Raw genomic sequence first — 15122 nt, forward strand, 5'->3', positions numbered from 1 at the left:
ACCATGAGGAGCGCGCGGCGCCACGACGAGGCCGCCGCGTTCACCGGACGAGCCGCCGGCCCTGACACGAGAACCGAGGAACTTCAGATGCGCACTCTGATCAGCACCGCTTTCGTCTCGCTCGACGGTGTCGTGGAGGCCCCGGGCGGCGAGCCCGGCTACCGGAACTCCGGATGGACCTTCAAGGAGGTGGAGTTCCTCCCCGAGGCCTTCGAGATCAAGGGCCGGGAGCAGAAGGAGGCCTCCGCGATGCTGATGGGCCGGGTCAGCTACGAAGCGTTCAGCCCCGTGTGGCCGGAGATGGAGGACTTCGCGGACTACAAGGTGATGCCGAAGTACGTCGTCTCCACGACCCTCGCCGAGGGGGACCTCGTACCGGGGTGGGGCGAGACCACCATCCTGCGCTCGCTCGACGACGTCGCCGCGCTGAAGGAGACCGAGGGAGGGCCGATCATCGTCCACGGCAGCGCCACCCTCAACCAGGGACTCTCGGACGCGGGGCTGATCGACCGTTACCACCTGCTGGTCTTCCCGCTCCTGCTGGGCGCGGGCAAGCGGCTGTTCAGCGCGACGGACAAGGACACCCAGAAGCTGAAGCTCGTCGAGCACGAGGCGTACGCCAACGGGCTGCAGAAGAACGTCTTCGACGTGGTGCGCTGAACCGTCTCCCGCAGCGGGCGCGCGGGTCAGCGCGCTGGTGCGGGGCAGTGCTCCTGGCCGGGGGCGGCCGGCAGGAGCAGCCGGAGGGCGCGGCCCTCACCCGGGCCGGTGTCGAGCTCCAGGCGGCCTCCGTGGGCCCCGGCGATCGTCGAGGCGATGGCCAGGCCGAGGAACTTGCCCGGGCAGACCGAGCGATGACGGGTCCCGGACAGACCGAAGGGCCCGGAAGACTCTCGGATCCGGGCCCTTCGTCCGTGTGCGTCCGCCGGTCAGCTGCCGTCCCGCAGATCGCCGGGGGCGGTGGGCCGGAAGGCGATGCGGTCGAACGACACCTCGCAGCCCTTGCCCGTGGGCGACTGGACGAGGAAGCCGATGCGGGCGGCCGCGCGCTCCTGCTCCGTGCCGAGGGTGAACAGCCGGACGAAGGTCCACCGTTCGCCGTCGGGCGAGGCGTGGAAGGCGAACGCGCCGCCGGCGCGGCTGAGCCGCAGCCAGTAGGTGTCGCCCTCCACCTCGGCGGAGTTGACGTCGTCGGACTGACCACGGGTGACCACGGTGCAGATCGTCGGGCGCTCCGGGGAGAGCTCCAGGCAGAGCTTCGCCCACTCCCGCTCCCCCACGTGGAGGTAGAGGACCCCCGCGTCGAAGGCTGCGGCGAAGCCCACCCGCACCCGGGCGATCAGCTGGAAATCGCCCTCCGGTGCCGCGCCGAGCAGGCGGGGCGCGTCGGTCGCGGGCTCCAGGGCGTCACCGCCCGGCGGGACGAAACGGTCCTGCTCCGCGCCCGCCAGGCCGGTGAGCACCCCGCCCTCGTACGTCCATCCGCCCTCGGGCCCGGCCGGTTCCAGGGTGAAGGGGAGCTCGGGGAGCTGTATCGCCGTCATGCGCGGCGCCCGTCGACCCGGCGGGGCAGGCCCTGCGGGTTGTCCTCGCGCAGCTCCGGGGGGAGCAGCGCGTCGGGCGTCGACTGGTAGCTGACGGGGCGCAGCCAGCGCTCGATCGCGGTGGCACCGACCGAGGTGGAGGTGGAGGTGGTGGCCGGGTAGGGGCCGCCGTGGTGCTGGGCGGGCGCGACGGCGACGCCGGTCGGCCAGCCGTTGACCAGCACGCGCCCTGCCACCGGGGTGAGCTCGCCGAGCAGCCCGGCGGCGCTGCCGTCGGCCTCCTCGGTGGCGATCTGGAGGGTGGCGGTGAGGTTTCCGGGGAGCCGGGAGAGCACGGCGGTGATCTCGTCCGCGGAGTCGTAGCGCGCGACGACGGTGACCGGGCCGAAGCACTCCTCGAGCAGCGCGTCGTGCGGGCCCTCCTCGGCCAGGTGCCGGGCGGGCACGGTGAAGAAGCCCGGGGAGACCGTGTGGTCGTCCCCGGCGCCCGGGGCGACCGGGGCCTCGACGTCCGGGAGCGCGGCCCGCTCGGCCACGCCCTTGACGAAGGCGTCCCGCATCCGGTGGTCGAGCATGGTGCCGGCACCCGTGCCGCCGACCGTCTCGGTGAGGGACTTCAGCAGCCGGTCACCGGCCTCGCCGGACGGCGCGAACACGAAACCGGGCTTGGTGCAGAACTGTCCGGCGCCCATGGTCATCGAACCGCCGAGTCCGGCACCGATCTGGTCGCCGCGCTCCGAGGCGGCCGCCTCGGTGACCACGACGGGGTTGAGCGAGCCGAGCTCACCGTGGAAGGGGATCGGGGTGGGCCGGGCCGCCGCCGCGTCGAACAGCGCACGGCCCCCGCGGATCGAACCGGTGAAGCCGGCGGCGGAGATCAGCGGGTGCTTGACCAGCTCGACGCCCGCGTCGAAGCCGTGCAGCACGCTCACGACGTCCTCGGGCAGGCCGTTGCGTGCGGCGGCCGTACGCAGGATCGAGGCGCAGAGTTCGGACGTCGCGGGGTGGTCAGGGTGCGCCTTGACGACGACCGGGCAGCCCGCCGCGAGCGCGCTCGCGGTGTCGCCGCCGGGGACGGAGAAGGCGAGCGGGAAGTTGCTGGCCGCGTAGACGGCGACGACGCCGAGCGGGATCTTGTAGCGGCGCAGGTCCGGCCAGGGCGGGGTCCTGCTGCCGTCCTCGTGGTCGATGTGGATGTCGAGGTAGGCACCCTCGTCCACGACCTCCGCGAAGGCCCGCAGCTGCGCGGCCGTGCGGGCGAGTTCGCCGGTCAGCCGGACGGGGCCGAGCGCGGTCTCCGCGTCGGCGGTCTCGACGATCTGTTCCTGGGCCTCGGTGAGCAGATCGGCCGCGGTGCGCAGGAACGCCGCGCGCACGGTGCGGTCGGCCAGCGTGCCGCGCACGGCGTGCGCCGCCCGGACCGCGCGGTCGACCTCCTCCGCTGTAGCCTCCACCGCAACCTGCTCGCGCGGGTTCCCCGTCCGGGGGTCGACGCTCCAGACTGGTGCTGCTGCCACCGTATTTCCTTCCGGTCCACTGCCACACAGGAGAAGTTGTTCGGTATTCTGAACAGCGTTCCTGAACGTGAATACATGGGAACTCTATTTCCGGGCGCTCGTGGTTGCAAGAAGTAGCAGGGTCGTACAAGAAGGCTGGAAGGGGCATAAGGCATGTCGGTAGCCGAGTCTGGTGGGGCGCAGGTCAAGTCCGCTGTACGGACGGTGGAACTCCTCGAATACTTCGCGGGACGCCCCGGTATGCACTCGCTGGCCGCGGTGCAGGAGGCCGTGGGCTACCCCAAGTCCAGCCTCTACATGCTGCTGCGCACGCTGGTGGAGCTCGGCTGGGTGGAGACGGACGCCACCGGCACGCGGTACGGCATCGGCGTGCGTGCCCTGCTCGTCGGCACCTCGTACATCGACGGCGACGAGGTCGTCGCGGCGGCCCGGCCCACCCTCGACCGGCTCTCCGACGACACCACGGAGACCATTCACCTGGCCCGGCTCGACGGGACCAACGTGGTCTACCTCGCCACCCGGCAGTCCCAGCACTACCTGCGCCCCTTCACGCGCGTCGGCCGCCGCCTGCCCGCGCACTCCACCTCGCTCGGCAAGGCGCTGCTGGCCACCCACAGCGACGAGCAGGTGCGCAAGATGCTGCCCGAGACGCTGCCGGCGCTGACGGAGCACACGCTCACCGACCGCGAGAAGCTGATCGAGGAACTGCACCTGATCCGCGAGCAGGGATACGCGGTGGACCGCGAGGAGAACACGCTGGGGCTGCGCTGCTTCGGCGTGGCGATCCCCTACCGCACCCCGGCGCGCGACGCGATCAGCTGCTCGGTGCCGGTCGCCCGCCTCACGCCCGCGCACGAGCAGATGGTGAAGGACGCCCTCTTCGACGCCCGCGACCGGCTGACCCTCGCGACCCGGAGGCTCTGAGCACCGGAGGCTCCGGGCGCCGGAGGCCCGCCCCGGCGCCGGGAGCGGCGCGCCTGAGAAACCGGTGAGAAGGCACACGAACGGGAACGCCCCCCGCGCCCCCGTTCGTCCCTCCAGCGGGATGAACAAGACGATCAGGCGCGCTTCGGTCTTCTGTCTGCTGATGGTTCTCGCCCTGCTGGTGCGGGCGACCTGGGTGCAGGCGTACGAGGCCCGGGCGCTCGCAGACGACGAACACAACCGGCGGAACGTGATCGCGCAGTACGCGCAGCCGCTCGGGAACATCATCGTGGCCGGTTCCCCGGTCACCGGTTCGAAGGAGACGGACGGCGACGACCTCCGCCACAAACGCACCTACACCCAGGGCGAGCTGTACGCGGCGGTCACCGGCTACAGCTCGCAGGCGTACGGCGCCACCCAGCTCGAAGGCATCTACGGCGATGTACTCGACGGCACCGACGACCGGCTGAAGAGTCCCGCCGATCTGCTGACCGGCGAGCAGGCGTCACCCGGCGACGTGGTGACGACCATCGACCCCGACGTCCAGAAGGCCGCCTTCGAAGCGCTCGGGGACGACCGGGGCGCGGCCGTCGCGATCGACCCGGCGACCGGGCGGATCCTCGGGATGGTCTCCTCGCCCTCGTACGACCCGTCGGACATCAGCGGTACGTCGGACGGCGACGCATGGCAGAAGCTGCTGGACGACAAGGACAAGCCCCTGGTCAACCGGGCGCTGCGGCAGCCGCTCCCGCCGGGCTCGACGTTCAAGCTGGTCGTCGCGTCGGCGGCGCTGGAGAACGGCCTCTACAGCTCGGTCGACGAGGCCACGGACAGCCCCGATCCGTACACCCTCCCGCACACGAGCACGGTCCTGTCGAACGAGAACCCCTCGGCCCCCTGCGAGAACGCCACCCTGCGCACCGCCCTCCAGCACTCCTGCAACAACGTCTTCGCGAAGGTCGCGGCCGATCTCGGCCAGGACAAGCTGAAGGCGATGGCGGACGCCTTCGGCTTCGACACCGAGAAGCTGGACGTGCCGGTGCGGGCGTCGCAGAGCGTCTACCCGTCCGGCATGGACGAGGCCCAGACCGCGCTGACCGGCATCGGCCAGTTCGAGGTGACCGCGACGCCGCTCCAGATGGCCATGGTCTCGTCGGCCCTCGCCAACGGCGGTGAGCTGGCCTCGCCGCACATGGTCTCGAAGGTGACGGACTCCGACGGCTCCACGCTCCAGGAGTACTCCGACGACGACACCGAGCGTGTGGTGAAGGCGTCGACGGCCGAGCAGCTGCGCAGCGCGATGGTCACCGTCGTGGAGGAGGGCACCGGCAGCAACGCCCGGATCGACGGCGCCGAGGTGGGCGGCAAGACGGGAACCGCGCAGAACGGCGTGGACAACAGCAACACCCCGTACGCCTGGTTCACCTCGTACGCGAAGGACGACTCGACCGGCAAGCAGGTCGCGGTCGCGGTGGTCGTCGAGGACTCGGGGGCGGCCCGCTCCGAGGTCAGCGGGAACGGCCTGGCGGCTCCGGTCGCGCAGAAGATGATGAAGGCGGCCCTGAAGGACTGAACCCCCGGGACCGGAAACTGGACATGCCCCCCTGCGACAGCTGGATCGTTCACCTGCCGCAGGGGGGTTCAGGTTTTCGCCGTGTTACGCCTTACTGGGAGGCGCACCCGCGTCGAAGCGCTTCCGGGGTGCGCGTTGGTACGCTCTCGCCCCGCGAACGGGATTGGGAACGTACACAGCTTGTCCGAGCGCGCAGGCACCCGGTGCAGAGAAGAGGTAATCCGTGGGCACGGTCGTCGATGATGCCGCCGCCGCCGAGTTCCATGCGTTCTTCGAGGCGCACTACACCGAACTCGCCCGGCTCGCCCATCTGCTGACGGGCGAGGCCGATGCGGCGGACGACCTGGCAGCCGAAGCGCTGCTGGCCCTCTGGCACCGCTGGGACCGGGTCAGGGACGCCGATCACCCGGGGGCGTACGCGCGAGGCGTGGTCGCCAACCTGGCCCGTACGCGCATCCGCAGCGCGGTGCGCGAGCGCCGGCGGATCGCCCTGTTCTGGATGCCACGCGGGGCCGGGGACGCCTACACGGCCGACGGGCCCGACGTGTCGGCGGTGGTGGACGTCCAGGAGGCCCTGCGACGGCTGCCGTTCCGCAAGCGCGCGTGCGTGGTGCTGCGGCACGCCTTCGACCTGTCCGAACGCGACACCGCTCTCGTCCTCGGGGTCTCGGTCGGTACGGTGAAGAGCCAGACCTCGCGTGGTGTGGCGGAACTCCAGCGGCTGCTCGGATCCGAGACCCCGGCGGCACAGGTACAGGTGGCGGCTGCGGGTCAGCGCGCCGGAGGAAGGCACTGATGGACGAGGAGCTGCGGGAGCGGCTGCGCACGGCCGCTGCTTCGCACCGGCCCGACCGGGCGCGGATGCTGGCCCGGATCGAGCGCGGGATGGCCCAGGAGCCGCCGGCCCGCCCCGCCCGCGCCCCCCGCACACCCATGCCGTGGCTGCGGATCGCGGGCGCGACGGTGGCGGTGTGCGGCGTGCTGACGGCCGGGGCGCTCGCGGTCACCTCGGCGGGCCGGGAAGAGCCCACGAGCGGGCAGCGGGTCGCCGCCGAACCCGTCCCGACGGCGCCCTCGTCGCCGTCCGGCCCCCGGGGCGCCGCACTGCCGGCCGGCCGGGGCCCGCTGTGGTCGGACGGTTCCCTGGACCCGAACAGCAACAGCTACTGGGCGCAGAGCGAGGTGGTGGTGAAGACGACGGAGAAGCTGTCCGGGCTGACCGTCGAGCTCCGGATCGCGCAGAACGGCGGTGTGAACACGACCGGTTCCTGGCGCTCGCTGCCGGAAGGGGACTTCGAGGTCTCGGTGCGCGAGGAGGAGGGGTATCTCGTCTACCGCTGGGCGCTGAAGCCGGGCCGGAGCGTGCCGGTGGGTACGCACACGTTCGCGGGGCAGTACAACCACGACGAGGGCACGCGCGACACGGGGCGGGACGACTACACGGCGCGGGCACGCACGACGGGTGGTCCGGCCGCGGTGGGCGGGGACTTCGGCGACACCCGCTGAGGGCGCGAGGTCTCCGTGTGAAATACGCGTCCATGACACGGCAACCCTTTCGCGGGCGGTGGCGACCCATCAGCGCTACACACACCCCCACCCCCGAGGAACGGACCGACCGACATGAGCGAACGAGCGCACACCCACCGCCGCCGCCCCGGCAGGCGACGCATGGCCGCCGCGCTGACCGCGGCCCTGGCCCTGACCGGCGCCGCCCTGGCCACCAACGTGATGCTCCAGCCCGCAGGCGCGGCCACCGCCGCCGTGCCCGCCTGGCCCAGCGCAACCGGCAGCCAGGCCGTCACGAAGACGATCGAGGTCTCCGGGACGTACGACGGGTCGCTGAAGCGCTTCTACGGGAGCGGTGACCTCGGCGACGGCGGTCAGGACGAGGGCCAGGACCCGATCTTCAAGCTGGCCGACGGGGCGACGCTCAAGAACGTCGTCCTGGGCTCACCCGCCGCCGACGGCGTCCACTGCTCCGGCAGCTGCACGATCCAGAACGTCTGGTGGGAGGACGTCGGCGAGGACGCGGCGTCCTTCAAGGGCAAGTCCACCGGTTCCGTCTACACGGTGTACGGCGGCGGCGCCAGGAAGGCCTCCGACAAGGTCTTCCAGTTCAACGGCGCGGGCAAGCTGGTCATCACGAAGTTCCAGGTCGCGGACTTCGGCAAGCTCGTCCGTTCCTGCGGCAACTGCTCCACGCAGTACCAGCGTTCCATCATCGTGAACGACGTCGACATCACGGCACCGGGCAAGTCCCTGGTCGGCATCAACACCAACTACGGGGACACCGCCGCACTGCGTTCGGTGCGGATCCACGGCGACAGCAGCAAGAAGATCAAGCCGTGCGTCCGCTACACCGGCAACAACACCGGTGCCGAGCCGACGGAGACGGGCAGCGGCCCGGACGGCACGTACTGCCGCTACACCGCGTCGGACCTCAGCTACGACTAGGAGGCGGCAGTGGGGCGCCCCCGCCGGGCCCGGGTCCGGATCCGGCGGGGGTGCCGAGCCAGGTGTCCAGCCAGGCGTGGACCTCGTCCTGCATGGCCGCCGTGAAGGCATGGCCCGTCTCCGGCCACACCGTGGTGGTGAGCCGGTCGCCCGCTCCTGCCGCCTCCCAGACCGCGCGCAGCTTCGCGTACGCCGTCCGCACCCCGGCCGGCGTGAAGAGGTGGTCGCGGCCGCCGGAGAGGAACAGGGCCGGCTTGGGGGCGGCGAGCGACGCCACGTCCGGGAGGTCGAGATGGCGGTGCAGGCCGGGGTGGAGCATGAAGTACGCGGACTGCCCCCGCAGGGCGTTGCCGCCCGGAAGCATCAGCTCCTTGAGCCCCGTCATCCAGCAGACGGCCGCCGCGGCGCGGACGCCGTCGGTCAGGGCGGACAGCTGCCAGGCACGGAAGGCGCCCATGGAGAAGCCCAGCGCCCCCACCCGGCGTCCGTCGACCTCCGGCAGTGAACCGAGGAAGGCCGCCGCGCGGATGTCCTCGTGCGCGGCGAGACCGGCCGCCGAGGTGCCCAGCTGCATGAGGTTCGCGGCGAGGGCCTGCTGGTCCTCGTAGGCGAGCGGGCCTCTGTCGCCCCAGCCGAGGGTGTCCACGGCGAGCACGACGTAACCCCGGGCGGCCAGGTCGTCGCCGATGAACCGTCCGTCGTAGTGCCGGTCCGCCCATCGTGTGGCCAGGGCGAGCCTGGCAGGGTCCGACCTGGGCCGCACCAGCTTCTCGCGGCCGATCGTGAACTCGGAGCCGTGGTCGTGCAGGAGCAGCACGGCCGGGAAGGGTCCCACGCCGTTCGGCACCAGCAGGGAGCCGCGCGCACGTCCGTAGCGGCTGAGGGCGAACTCGACGGTGCGCCCGGTGTACGCCCGCGAGCGGTGCTCCTCGACCGTCACCGGGTCGAAGGGCTCGGGGCCCGGGCCGGCCGGCTGCAGCAGCGACTCCCCGGCCACGGCGCGGGCCCGCGCGCGCCAGGCCGGGAAGTCACGGGCCGTGGCCCTCTCCCAGGAGAGCGGGAAGGTCAGTTCGTCCCTGAGCCGCTCGTGGAAGGCGGGGAGCGCCCCCTCGGTGAGGCCGAGGCTCACGCGTAGGGGCGCCAGTCGCCGAGGTGGGCGGCCAGGGTGTGCGCGCGGGCCTCGGAGGCGGTCAGCTGCGGGCGGTTGTCCGGGACGGTGACGCGCGCGCCGGGGCCGGTGTTGCGGAACTCGGCGAAGCGCTGTTCCTGCCAGGGGAAGCCGGCGGACATGGTGCCGTACGGCGCGACGGCGTCGATGCCCGCGCCGAGGTGGCTGTCGCGGACGGTCAGCATCGGGTGCGCGGTGAGGTCGGACGAGGGCACCCAGGGGCGGGCCAGCTTGTAGTACGCGTCGGGCGCGGTGCTGGTGATCCGCGAGCGCAGGACGAGGTATCCGCGCGGGTTGGCTCCGGCGGTGCTGGGCGCGAACACGAACCCGTACGGGGCCGAGGTGAGGTCGGGGCGCGTCAGGGTGCGGAAGTGGCAGCGGTCGTAGGCGGCCGTGGCGCGCCCGAAGACGAAGTCGACGTCGCCCTCCATGTAGCAGTCGCGGTAGTACTGCCGGGCGAAGGCGGTCAGGGCGAGGGAGTCGGCGTACAGGGTGTCCTGGTGGCCGAGGAAGCGGCAGCGGTAGAACGCCGAACGGTCGCCCTGGACCTTGATCGCGACGGCCTGGGTCCCGGTGTACTCCGGGTTGTCGGAGCGCAGCCAGTCGTTGGCGAAGGTCACGTCGCGGGCGGTGAAGCCCGCGGCCTGGACGGTGACGCTGGCGGATCCGCTGGTGCCGTAGGTGCCGGAGCCGTCGGGCTTGGGCGTGCCCGCCGCGGTGCCGTGGACGACGACGGTGTCGCGCGGGTCGCCGCTCGCACCGATGAGGGTGAGTCCGGTCCGGGCGGCGCCGACGGTGACCCTGCCCCGGTAGGTGCCGGGAGCCAGTACCAGGGTGTGACCGGTGCCGGTGGCGGCGTCGACGGCGGACTGCACGTCGGTGTGGTCGCCCCTGCCGTGCGGGTCGACGTACAGGGTCAGGGCGTCGAGGCGCCGGGCGGGTGAGCCGTAGCGTCCGAAGGGGCCGTGCGGGGCGGGCCTCGCACGGGCGGCGGGGGCGCCGACGGCGAGGGCCGCGCCCGCGCCGGCGAGCAGGGACAGGGCACTGCGTCTGCTGGGCATTGCGGAACTCCTTGCGCAGGGGGCAGGCCGGAGCGGCGCCTTCCGGGGTGGTGGAAGGGTGCGGTGCCGCTCCGGCCGGTTCATGGGGAGGGGGGATCAGCGGCCGGAGACCTTGCCGGCTCCCGCCTTGAGGCCGACCAGCACGGGGACGAGCAGCGGGTGGCTGACCTTCGTGCGCAGCGTCGGGGTCCAGCCGGCGCCCTCGGTGAGCTGCTCGGTGGGAACGCCCGCGTTGTGCACGGCGACCAGATCGGTCTTGCGCCCGTTGACGTAGTTGTCCTCCGCGGTGAGCGAGGACTCGGACCACTTCTTGAGGATGGTGGCCTTGTCGAAGCCCTTGGGGACGGTGAACGCGTTGTGCTCGGCGACGAGCTTGGACTCGGCACCGATGCCGTACGTGTAGCCGTAGGCGCTGCCGGCGGTGGCCACGAAGTGGTTGTTGTACGAGTCGACCTGGCCGAAGCGGACGCGGGGCGCGCGCTCCTTCACGTCCTTGAAGAGGTTGTGGTGCAGGGTCACGCGGAGCTTGCCGCGGTCGCTTGCGCCGGCGCCGTCGCTGTTGCCGATGAGCATGGTCTTGTCGTGGTCCTTGAGGACGTTCCACGACACGGTCACGAGGTCGGCCCCGCGCACGATGTCGAAGAGACCGTCGTGCTGCTGGTAGACCTGCCCGAAGTAGTGGGGCTGGTCGGCGTCAGGGCGGTCGCCGTCGCTGAAGGTGTTGTGGTCGACCCAGACGTGGCGGGAGCCGTAGACGACCAGGTTGTCGTACTCGGAGTTCCAGGCGCCCTGGTCACCGTCGGTCGGGTCCCACTGGGGGAAGCAGTCGTAGGTGTCCTCGAACGAGATGTTGCGGACGATGACGTTGGAGACGTTCTTGACCTGGAGACTGGCGCCGATGATCGTGGCGTCCTTGCCGACACCGACGAGCGTGGTGTTGGACGGGACGTTCACGTTGACGGCGGCGGCCTGCAGCTTCGCGGACGCCGCGCGGGCGTCCTCCAGCGGGCCGGAGGGGACCGTGTCGCTGCCCCAGACGGCCGGGGCGTAGGCCGCCAGGTACTTCTCCAGCGTGTAACCGCCCTGCTGGTAGGCCTCGCAGCCGATCGGGGTGCCGTCGGCGTCGGAGTTGCCGTGCACGGTGCCGGCGATCCTGACGATCTTCGGCGCGTCCCCGGCCTCCTCGAAGGCGGCGATGAGTTCCGCCCGGTTGGACACGGTGTAGACGTGCTCGGGGGCGGCCTCGGCACCGCCGGTGGTGGAGCCTTCGGCGGAGGCCCAGCCGTCGCCGGAGGGAAGGACGGCGCGTTCGATCCCCTGGCCGTGGGAGGCCGCCTGGGCGGGGACGCTCACGGCGAGGGCCAGCGAGGCACAGCCCATCACCACGGCAATGGCGCGGACATGTCTCATGCGTGCGGGCATGGCGAATCCTTAACTGTCGTACGCGGGAAAGGAGAGATGTGCGGGAGGAGCCGGGAGGGAGCGGGGATCAGGCCTGCGGCCAGGTGATCCACGTCTCGGGGACCGGATCGTCCAGGCGGCGCAGATCGCGCGGGGCGAGCACGCGCCCGTCCAGCAGCGCGCGGGCGACGGTGCGGGCCACCTCGATCGCGCCCTTCGGCGCGAAGTGGGTGTTGTCCTGCTTGCCGTCCGGGTAATTGGGCGACTCACCGGGCTCGAGCCAGTTGAAGTACGCCAGGGTCCCGTCGGGGCCGAGTTCCTGCCAGCGGGCCAGGGAGAGCGCCTGTGTGTCGAGGAGGGCCACTTGCTCCTCCGCCGCCAGGGCGCGCATCGCGGCGGGGTACTCGCCGTGGGTGGCCCTGGCGGTGCCGTCCGCGGCGAACCGGCGGCGCTCCACGGGCGTGAGCAGCACGGGTGTCGCGCGACGCGCGCGGGCGCCGTCGATGTACCTGCGCAGACAGTCCTGGTAGGTGGTGTACGGGTCGGTGCCCCGGGTGGGGTCCTCGGTCTTCTCGTCGTTGTGACCGAACTGGACGAGGACGAGATCGCCCGGGCGGACGCCCTCCAGGAGGGCGGTGAGCCGGCCCTCGTCGATGAAGCTCTTGGAACTCCGGCCGTTCATCGCGTGGTTGGCGACGGTGAGGGAGCGGCCGAGGAAGAAGGGGAGGGCCATGCCCCACCCGGTCTCCGGGGCGGCGTCGGCGTATTTCCGGGCCGCCGTGGAGTCGCCCGCGATGTGCAGCGTCCGGCGCCGGGGCCCGCCTCGGCCGCCGGCCGCGAGTGCGGGGGTGGCGCCGAGGGCGAGGGGCAGCGCGAGGAGCGCGGCGGCCGTCCGTCTGCGGGTGAGTGACACAGGATGACTGCCTCTCTCGGATGACAAACGTGAGGTGGTACGTGGAGGGGGACCGGCGGCGGGACGCGACCCGGACCGCCGCCGGTCCCCCGGTCACCGGGGTGCCGAGGTGTGGCGGGGCGGCGGCTCAGCCGTTGCCCAGTTCCTTCCACTCCTTCTGGGCGGCGTTCAGCTCATCGGCCATCTTGTCCAGGAAGGCCTTGGCCGTGATCTTGCCGAGGAGCAGCTTCTGGAACTCGGGCTCGTTGTCGGCCTTGCTGATGTTGTTCCAGTCGGGCAGGTAGTACGGCAGGTTGACGATGGTCGTGGAGCCGTCGGTGAGCGCCTTGGCGGCGAGCGCCGTCGGCTCCGTCTCGTTGATCCACGGGTCCCCGGCCGCCTCGGTGTTCGCCGGGATGGCGCCCGCGGACTTGTTCCACTTGCTGTTGGACTCGTGCGAGGCCGCGAACTCGATGAACTTCCAGGCCGCGTTCTTGTTCTTGCTCGAACGGAAGAGGCCGAGGCCGTCGACCGGGTTGGAGACCTGGACGCGCTTGCCGGTCTCACCGGTGGGCGCGGGTATGCCCGCGAACTTCTCCTCGCCCAGGGCCTTCAGGTGGTCCTGGTAGGAACCGAGGTTGTGGCTGAGCATCCCGATGGTGCCGGTGTCCCACTGCGCGACCATCTTGGTGAAGTCGTTGTTGACGTCGGCGGCGGGCGTCGTCTTCTTGTAGAGGGCGGCGTACTTCTCCAGCGCCGCGACGTTCTTCGGGTCGTTGAGGGTGGTCTTCTCGCCGTCCCAGAACTCCGTGATGCCGGTCTGGCCGTAGATCGCGTCCAGGGCCTGCGCGATGGAGCCGGCGCCGCCGCGGATGGTGTAGCCGAACTTGTTCTTCTTCGCGTCGGTGAGCTTCTCGGCCGCCGCGTAGAACGCGTCCCAGGTGGTGGGGGCCTCCAGGCCGGCCTGCTCGAACAGGTCGGTGCGGTACCAGAGCGCGCCGTTGTTCGCGGACGTCGGTACGGAGTACATGTCGTCGCCCCGGCCGCCGGCGTCCCTGACGCTCTCGACCATGCCCTCGACGAGCTTGCCCTTGAGGGCGGACTTCTCCAGCCGGTCGTTGACCGGCTCCAGGGCCTCCTGGGACACGATGTTGGCCAGGTAGGCCGTACCGACACCGCCGACGTCGGGCAGACCGCCGCCCGCGATGGCCGTGTCGTACTTGGACTGGACGTCGGCGATCGGGATCGGGACGTACTTGACCTCGATGTCCGGGTTGGCCTTCTCGAAATCCTTGATGATCTCGGTCCAGATCGCGGTGCGCGGACCACCGTTGTTGTCCCAGAAGGTGATCTCGCCCTTGCCGCTGCCTTCCGTGCCGGAGCTGCTGCCGTCGTCACCGCAGCCGGTGGCCGCGAGGGCCAGGACCGCCGTGAGGGACACCGCGGTCGCGGCACGCCCCCGGAGCGTCTTCGAGATGTTCATGTCGGCTCTTCTCTCTCGGGTCTGTACGCGTACGTGGGGGGAAATCAGTGGTGTGTGCCGTGCGGCGCGTTGCCGATGTGCCTCTGCGGGCCGGCGTTCCTGGTCACGAGCTTCGGCACGTCGGCGGCGCGGTCCAGGGTGTACGGATAGAAGTCACGCGGCTCGAACGCGGCGCCCCGGGCGTCGGTGCGCCCGGTGGTGTTCTTCAGGATCGATCCGCGCTGGACGAGCTCGGCCGTGGCGTCGGCCTGGTAGGGGTGCTGGACGTCCTGGTAGTAGCTGTTCTCGATGACCATCCTGGTCGCGCCGCGCGCCCAGTTGCCGTACGTCCACGTGGGGTCCCCGTCCGCGACCTGCGCGGAGAGGTAGTTGTTGTAGAGGTGGGCGTAGGCGCAGTTGTCGGCGGACGGGTTGCGCTGCTTGGTGCCGCTGAACCAGTTGTGGTCGATCGTGATCTGCGTCCGGACGTTCTCGGTCCAGCCGATGCCGAGCGCCTTGTTGTGGTTGTCGAAGTGGTTGTACGACACGGTGATGTACTGGCTGTCCTTGCGGATGTCGAGCAGCCCGTCACCCATGTGCGTCAGCCGGTTGTGGTCGATCCAGACGTGGTCGGCCGAGTCCATCTGGATCGCGTCGAAGTCCGTCGTCTTCCCGTCCCAGTCGCCCTCGATGTAGGAGTCGCGGATGGTGAGGTTACGGATGATGACGTTGCTGGTGCCGGGGTTCAGGTGCAGCTCGCCGTGGACGATCTCCCCGGTGTCTCCGGCTCCGACGATGGTCTTGTCCGACGCGACGTCGATGTCCGCGCCGAACGGCTCCACCGCGATGGATCCGGCCACCCTGATGACGTAGGGCTCCTCGGCACCGGCGTACCTCTCCAGGCCTGCCTGGTCGGTGACGGTCACCACCCTGCCGCCCTGGCCCCCGGTGGTGCCCCCGGCGAGCGAGGCGAATCCGTGCGGGCCCGCGGGCCGGCCGCCGCCCTGCTGGACGGCCGTCGCCTCGCCCGGGACGGTGGGCAGGAGGAAGGCGGCGGCGAGGGCGAGGGCTGTGAACAGCGTCCTCGTTCTGGTGCGCTCGGTACGGAGGTGCGTCATTGCGGCTC

14 protein-coding genes are annotated in these 15122 nt (G+C 71.3%); 6 read left to right on the forward strand and 8 right to left on the reverse strand.

Annotated elements, in window-relative coordinates; translation table 11 throughout:
• The first annotated feature begins 87 nt into the window (after positions 1-87).
• Complete coding sequence (locus ACFYQ6_RS00435) at positions 88-660, forward strand: dihydrofolate reductase family protein (RefSeq protein WP_361580305.1); 573 nt, start codon at positions 88-90, stop codon at positions 658-660.
• A 269-nt stretch (positions 661-929) separates the two neighbouring features.
• Here the strand turns inward: ACFYQ6_RS00435 and ACFYQ6_RS00440 are convergent, their stop codons facing one another.
• Positions 930-1544: a DUF1349 domain-containing protein gene (locus tag ACFYQ6_RS00440; RefSeq protein ID WP_388759460.1), complete on the reverse strand. Its 615-nt coding sequence runs from the start codon at positions 1542-1544 to the stop codon at positions 930-932.
• A complete protein-coding gene (locus ACFYQ6_RS00445; protein WP_356736347.1) occupies positions 1541-3061 on the reverse strand; it encodes an aldehyde dehydrogenase (NADP(+)) in 1521 nt (506 codons plus the stop codon). Before ACFYQ6_RS00445 ends, ACFYQ6_RS00440 begins: the two co-directional genes overlap by 4 nt.
• A 153-nt stretch (positions 3062-3214) precedes the next feature.
• Here ACFYQ6_RS00445 and ACFYQ6_RS00450 point away from each other — a divergent pair, with 153 nt between their 5' ends.
• The 5 genes from ACFYQ6_RS00450 to ACFYQ6_RS00470 all read left to right on the forward strand — a co-directional run bounded on the left by ACFYQ6_RS00450 (position 3215) and on the right by ACFYQ6_RS00470 (position 8012).
• Entirely contained in the window at positions 3215-3985 is a 771-nt protein-coding gene (locus ACFYQ6_RS00450) for an IclR family transcriptional regulator (protein WP_037691667.1), read from the forward strand.
• A 121-nt stretch (positions 3986-4106) separates the two neighbouring features.
• On the forward strand, positions 4107-5558 hold the full coding sequence (locus ACFYQ6_RS00455) for a penicillin-binding transpeptidase domain-containing protein (protein WP_361580301.1): 1452 nt from the start codon (positions 4107-4109) through the stop codon (positions 5556-5558).
• Positions 5559-5781: 223 nt separating this feature from the next.
• Positions 5782-6354 (forward strand): SigE family RNA polymerase sigma factor, encoded by a 573-nt coding sequence (locus tag ACFYQ6_RS00460; protein ID WP_356736343.1) that lies wholly within the window; start codon positions 5782-5784, stop codon positions 6352-6354.
• Positions 6354-7064, forward strand: a complete 711-nt coding sequence (locus tag ACFYQ6_RS00465) for a hypothetical protein (protein WP_388759465.1) — start codon at positions 6354-6356, stop codon at positions 7062-7064. Before ACFYQ6_RS00460 ends, ACFYQ6_RS00465 begins: the two co-directional genes overlap by 1 nt.
• Positions 7065-7178: 114 nt before the next feature.
• Entirely contained in the window at positions 7179-8012 is an 834-nt protein-coding gene (locus ACFYQ6_RS00470) for a pectate lyase (RefSeq protein ID WP_361580297.1), read from the forward strand.
• Here the strand turns inward: ACFYQ6_RS00470 and ACFYQ6_RS00475 are convergent.
• The 6 genes from ACFYQ6_RS00475 to ACFYQ6_RS00500 all read right to left on the reverse strand — a co-directional run bounded on the left by ACFYQ6_RS00475 (position 7999) and on the right by ACFYQ6_RS00500 (position 15114).
• Positions 7999-9141 carry a dienelactone hydrolase family protein gene (locus ACFYQ6_RS00475; RefSeq protein WP_388759468.1) on the reverse strand — a complete coding sequence of 381 codons (1143 nt, stop codon included), beginning with the start codon at positions 9139-9141 and terminating at the stop codon, positions 7999-8001. The genes ACFYQ6_RS00470 and ACFYQ6_RS00475 overlap by 14 nt on opposite strands.
• Positions 9138-10241, reverse strand: coding sequence for a pectinesterase family protein (locus ACFYQ6_RS00480; protein WP_361580293.1), 1104 nt, complete (start codon positions 10239-10241; stop codon positions 9138-9140). The genes ACFYQ6_RS00475 and ACFYQ6_RS00480 overlap by 4 nt, the downstream gene beginning before the upstream one ends.
• Before the next feature lie 96 nt (positions 10242-10337).
• The gene (locus ACFYQ6_RS00485) at positions 10338-11663 is read right to left on the reverse strand and encodes a polysaccharide lyase family 1 protein (RefSeq protein WP_388759471.1); all 1326 of its coding nucleotides are present in this window, start codon (positions 11661-11663) and stop codon (positions 10338-10340) included.
• A gap of 67 nt (positions 11664-11730) precedes the next feature.
• A complete protein-coding gene (locus tag ACFYQ6_RS00490) occupies positions 11731-12555 on the reverse strand; it encodes a rhamnogalacturonan acetylesterase (RefSeq protein WP_361580289.1) in 825 nt (274 codons plus the stop codon).
• A 127-nt stretch (positions 12556-12682) separates the two neighbouring features.
• Entirely contained in the window at positions 12683-14017 is a 1335-nt protein-coding gene (locus ACFYQ6_RS00495; protein ID WP_361580287.1) for a sugar ABC transporter substrate-binding protein, read from the reverse strand.
• A 44-nt stretch (positions 14018-14061) separates the two neighbouring features.
• Positions 14062-15114, reverse strand: a complete 1053-nt coding sequence (locus tag ACFYQ6_RS00500) for a right-handed parallel beta-helix repeat-containing protein (protein ID WP_361580285.1) — start codon at positions 15112-15114, stop codon at positions 14062-14064.
• Positions 15115-15122 lie beyond the last annotated feature (8 nt).

Source organism: Streptomyces sp. NPDC005494 (genome assembly GCF_042872025.1).
Taxonomy (GTDB): domain Bacteria; phylum Actinomycetota; class Actinomycetes; order Streptomycetales; family Streptomycetaceae; genus Streptomyces.

What these genes read in the sequence shown, in the direction of transcription:
- ACFYQ6_RS00435 (WP_361580305.1), top strand. Translation starts at nt 88, where the DNA reads ATGCGCACTCTGATCAGCACCGCTTTCGTCTCGCTCGACGGTGTCGTG.
- ACFYQ6_RS00440 (WP_388759460.1), bottom strand. Translation starts at nt 1,544, where the DNA reads ATGACGGCGATACAGCTCCCCGAGCTCCCCTTCACCCTGGAACCGGCC.
- ACFYQ6_RS00450 (WP_037691667.1), top strand. Translation starts at nt 3,215, where the DNA reads ATGTCGGTAGCCGAGTCTGGTGGGGCGCAGGTCAAGTCCGCTGTACGG.
- ACFYQ6_RS00455 (WP_361580301.1), top strand. Translation starts at nt 4,107, where the DNA reads ATGAACAAGACGATCAGGCGCGCTTCGGTCTTCTGTCTGCTGATGGTT.
- ACFYQ6_RS00465 (WP_388759465.1), top strand. Translation starts at nt 6,354, where the DNA reads ATGGACGAGGAGCTGCGGGAGCGGCTGCGCACGGCCGCTGCTTCGCAC.
- ACFYQ6_RS00470 (WP_361580297.1), top strand. Translation starts at nt 7,179, where the DNA reads ATGAGCGAACGAGCGCACACCCACCGCCGCCGCCCCGGCAGGCGACGC.
- ACFYQ6_RS00480 (WP_361580293.1), bottom strand. Translation starts at nt 10,241, where the DNA reads ATGCCCAGCAGACGCAGTGCCCTGTCCCTGCTCGCCGGCGCGGGCGCG.
- ACFYQ6_RS00485 (WP_388759471.1), bottom strand. Translation starts at nt 11,663, where the DNA reads ATGCCCGCACGCATGAGACATGTCCGCGCCATTGCCGTGGTGATGGGC.
- ACFYQ6_RS00495 (WP_361580287.1), bottom strand. Translation starts at nt 14,017, where the DNA reads ATGAACATCTCGAAGACGCTCCGGGGGCGTGCCGCGACCGCGGTGTCC.
- ACFYQ6_RS00500 (WP_361580285.1), bottom strand. Translation starts at nt 15,114, where the DNA reads ATGACGCACCTCCGTACCGAGCGCACCAGAACGAGGACGCTGTTCACA.